6 protein-coding genes and 1 tRNA gene are annotated in these 3,866 nt (G+C 62.9%); 4 read left to right on the top strand and 3 right to left on the bottom strand.

Going from position 1 to position 3,866, the window contains the following annotated elements:
- Positions 1–69: 69 nt before the first annotated feature.
- Entirely contained in the window at positions 70–774 is a 705-nt protein-coding gene (locus AC1DY5_RS45990) for a tyrosine-type recombinase/integrase (RefSeq protein WP_478121056.1), read from the bottom strand.
- A 66-nt stretch (positions 775–840) separates the two neighbouring features.
- A tRNA-Arg gene (locus tag AC1DY5_RS45985) sits at positions 841–917 on the bottom strand.
- Between the two features lie 199 nt (positions 918–1,116).
- Between AC1DY5_RS45985 and AC1DY5_RS45980 the strand changes: the two genes are divergently transcribed.
- Together AC1DY5_RS45980 and AC1DY5_RS45975 are read left to right on the top strand one after the other, a co-directional pair.
- Positions 1,117–1,935, top strand: a complete 819-nt coding sequence (locus AC1DY5_RS45980) for a class I SAM-dependent methyltransferase (protein WP_478121055.1) — start codon at positions 1,117–1,119, stop codon at positions 1,933–1,935.
- Positions 1,936–2,145: 210 nt separating this feature from the next.
- Positions 2,146–2,529 (top strand): hypothetical protein, encoded by a 384-nt coding sequence (locus AC1DY5_RS45975; protein ID WP_478121054.1) that lies wholly within the window; start codon positions 2,146–2,148, stop codon positions 2,527–2,529.
- 98 nt (positions 2,530–2,627) lie between these two features.
- Here AC1DY5_RS45975 and AC1DY5_RS45970 read toward each other — a convergent pair whose 3' ends face one another.
- A complete protein-coding gene (locus tag AC1DY5_RS45970; protein ID WP_478121053.1) occupies positions 2,628–2,864 on the bottom strand; it encodes an addiction module antidote protein in 237 nt (78 codons plus the stop codon).
- Between AC1DY5_RS45970 and AC1DY5_RS45965 the strand changes: the two genes are divergently transcribed.
- Together AC1DY5_RS45965 and AC1DY5_RS45960 are read left to right on the top strand one after the other, a co-directional pair.
- A complete protein-coding gene (locus AC1DY5_RS45965) occupies positions 2,863–3,060 on the top strand; it encodes a hypothetical protein (RefSeq protein WP_478121052.1) in 198 nt (65 codons plus the stop codon). The genes AC1DY5_RS45970 and AC1DY5_RS45965 overlap by 2 nt on opposite strands.
- A gap of 271 nt (positions 3,061–3,331) precedes the next feature.
- Positions 3,332–3,866: Arm DNA-binding domain-containing protein (locus tag AC1DY5_RS45960; RefSeq protein ID WP_478121051.1), on the top strand; the 535-nt coding region annotated here is incomplete at its 3' end.

The raw sequence follows: 3,866 nt of genomic DNA, 5'->3' as shown, positions 1-3,866 counted from the left end.
GCCGCGGCCGCTGCGTGAGCAGCCGCGGCCGCCACAACCCGCGAGGGGTCAAGCGCAAGATGAGCAACTTCAAAGTGCGCCGTCGCGGCGCCGAGCTCCACCGCAGACATGAGCCGACGCCGGCGTTGCGCGTGTTACGTATCTGAACAGTATTGGCTCTAGAACTGCCGCCATGTGCTTCACCATAACAGCCTGAAGTGCGCCGCGGAGCGCGTGCGCCGGATCGTCTGCGCATCGGCCGGTGGCGATGCCATAGCGGAAAAACTCCCCGGTGTATTGGCGCAGTGCGTGCGCAGTTTCGTTCTTGCCGCGGCCCTCGACACGGCGCAGCGACTCCAGGAGCAACGGCGCGGTGATGCTCGCGAGGGGCAGGGTGCCGATCCACGGGAACAGGTTGCATTCCTGCAGGCGAAGCCACTTATTCTGGTGCTTGTCGCTCCACTCCTTGACCTTGATGCCGTGGAACTCGCGGGCGACCTTTTCGTAGGTGTTCGCTGCGCTCATGCGAGACGTTGCCTTGTCGAGCTGGCGCTGCTGCGTGGGGTCGGTGCCTTGCTGCTGAAGCTTGCGCGCGTCGTCGCGTGCGGCGCGTGCATCCTTGAGCTTCACTCCCGGATAGTTGCCGATCGCCAGGCGCTTCTCTTTGCCGTAAGTCCGGTACTTCCAAAACCAGCGCTTGGACTTGTTCGGAGTTACCTCCAGATAGAGCCCGCCTGAGTCGGCGCGCCTGCACGCTGTCGGCGGGGCAGGTGGGTGGAGGAATATGACAGCCAAAACTGTCATAAGTCATTGATTTATTTGAGGATTTTACCGTTTATGGGCGGTTCTGATGCCCTCAGGTGGCGCGGCGGACAGGAATCGAACCCGTAACCCCCAGCTTAGAAGGCTGGTGCTCTATCCGGTTGAGCTACCGCCGCGCAGAAAAAAACTGAATCGCGACCGGCGTGCGAAGGCAGCCGGTGCGAGGATCGCGATTCTACGGTGGCTGCGGCCCCGCCCTGGGCGCCGAGGCGTCCGTCCGGCGCCGTTTGCGCGATGATCGGGCCAGCGCTCGCTGTCTGACGCGCCATGCCGGCGATCCGGCCAAGCGGCGCTGCGCTCACCAGGAGGTCCGCCATGGAGAAGCCAGGTTCCGACGCGATGTTCGCCGGCTCGATTCCGGAGCTGTACGACACCCACCTCGTGCCGCTGATCTTCGAGCCCTGCGCAATTGATCTCGCGCGCCGGGCGGCGGCGCTGGTACCGCTTCGCGTGCTCGAGACGGCCGCCGGCACCGGTGTCGTCACCCGCGAACTGGCCAAGGCCTTGCCGCCAGCGGTCGAGTTGATCGCGACCGACCTGAACCCGCCGATGCTGGCGCGCGCGGCTGCGGTTGGCACCGTACGGCCGGTGATCTGGCAGCAGGCGGACGCCATGCATCTGCCCTTCGACGATGGCGGATTCGATCTGGTGGTCTGCCAGTTCGGGGTCATGTTCTTTCCTGACAAGGCGGGTGCCTTTGCCGAGGCGCGGCGGGTCCTTCGGCCTGGCGGTTCGCTGCTGTTCAACGTCTGGGACCGGATCGAGGACAACGAGTTCGCGGACGAGGTCACTGCCACGCTCGGCGCGCTGCACCCCGCAGATCCACCGCGCTTCCTGGCGCGCACGCCGCACGGCTACTTCGACCGCGCGGTCATCGGGCGCGATCTGGCCGCCGCGGGATTCGCCGCCGCCCCGGAGTTCGAGACCGTGACGGCGCGCAGTCGCGCCGCATCGCCGCTGCTGCCGGCCATCGCCTACTGCCAGGGCACGCCGCTGCGCAACGAGATCGAGGCGCGCTCGCCGGACGGTCTGGCTGCTGCCACCACGGCGTGTGCGCAAGCCTTGGCAAAGCGCTTCGGCACCGGGGCGGTCGAGGGGAAGATCCAGGCCCACGTCGTGCTGGTTAGGAATTGAAGGGCGGCGGGCTGGGGACTAGGCTCCCGCAAAAGATGACTTGGCCGACTACTGCTTCCAGATCAAAGTTCTAGCCCCCCATTTGCATACGACCGATACTGTTAGCCAAACATGGGAGCAGTTGACTTTTGCGCCGGGTATCAAGTTCAAAGCGCCCGCGCGCGCAGTGGATCTTGCCCGGCGTGCCCGCTTCGAAACAAGGAGACTCAAATGTCGATMGTAGTTCGAGCGTTCCCACTCCGGCGGCCGGTCGCCGAGCTTCGTGAGCTTGCGACATCGCTGTCCGGCGACCGAAGCGTCGACACCAACCAGTTTTATAAGCGATACGGCGTCGCCTATGAGTCTTGGCACGTACAGGAGACCCCGTCCGGGCCGTGGGTCATCGCCTTGACGCTCGTAGAGAATCCCAGCGAGGCGGCGCCACGCTATGCCAGCGCATCCGAAGAATTCGACACCTGGTTCAAGACACAGATCCTGCACCTGTCGGGCGTCGATCCGAACGTGACGCCACTCGGCCCTCCGACAACCCAGATCTTCTCGTGGTCCGACACGGCGCGATTGAACACCGAACTTCTCGGGCAATACAAAGGTTGATGTGGATGAGGTCGTTGTCGAAGTTGATTGAGTCCATGGAGCGTGCAGGTCGGCTTCGGCCAACAGTCGGCTGGCCGTCAACTCGATGCCTAGCGCCTTCATTGCGCCTTAAAGGTTGGATTCCCGGTGGAGCTGAACGAGCGGTAGAGCTGCTCGCGGGACAGCCCTGTTTGACCCGCAATCTGCGCCATGCCCTTTGCGCGGGCCACGACGCCCAGCGCGTGCGCGATGTATGCCACATCGTTCGTGTGAAACGCTTCGGCCACGAAAGTCGCGACCGCTTCGTCGGTCGTCAGATCTTCGGCGGGGTCGTAGGAAGACAGCTTTTCAGCCATGTCATTTGCTCCATTCATCAGTCAAATCGATGATGGGCAGAGCCCGACCATTGCTGGTGGTCGTTCCCGTGAATCTGCGATCAGCGAGAAAGAGCTGGCGGATGCGGGCGTCGTCGGCGCGAGGACGTTGGCGCGCCTGAGGGAGGCATTGGCGGCCCTGGATCTTTTTCCCGGCTCCAGCGGCGCCGATGCGTAGACACCCCTGAAGTTGGTAGACGAATGCGGGCACTAGAAATGCAATGGGGACAACAGCCTAAACCGTTGTCCCCATTCACTTTTTCGGCGAAAGGATTCGAACCTTCGACCCTCTGGTCCCAAACGCGAGTGATACATGGTTTCTGGGTATTTCGGAACATTACGCTCCATTCGGAAGCGAGGTTCTATGCGGGTTTTGGGGTTGCGGAAGTATTCGGTAGTTTCCGGCAATCTGTTACCCTGACGTTACCCCAGCGAAATGAGCACCCTAAATGGCAAAGACCCCCGTCATCAACTTCACCGTCAAAGAAATCGAGGCCATCGAGCCCYCGCCACGCGGTGCGGAGCGCCTAGAGTTCAAGGATTCGAAGGTGGCCGGGCTGTACCTGCGCGTGACGCCGGCTGGCATCAAGTCGTTCTCCTTCGTCGGTCGGGCGAAGGGCGCGACCAAGCCAGAGCGCGAAACCATTGGCAGGTATCCCGCGGTGAAGCCGGAAGAGGCGCGGACGCGTGCCACGCAATTGGCGGGTAGCCTTGCCTCGGGCGAAAGCGTCGCGGCGGTCAGGCAAGCCAAGAAGGGGGAGCTGACGGTCGCCGAGTTGTGGGTTCATTACGCGAAGTACTGCCGGACCCATTCAAAGAAGCTCGCGACCTTCGAGGACACCTGGAACTCATACGTCGAGCCGCGGTGGGCCAACAAGAGGCTTTCCGACATCAAGGCGATCGACGTCGAACGGTGGCATCTGAACTTGCCAGAAGAAATCATGAAGGGCCGTGCTCAACGAGCTGCGGCGGTGCGTGAACTTC

The sequence above is a fragment of the Variovorax sp. P4_D9 genome (genome assembly GCF_056401695.1).
This window is presented reverse-complemented; position numbering and strand designations above follow the sequence as displayed.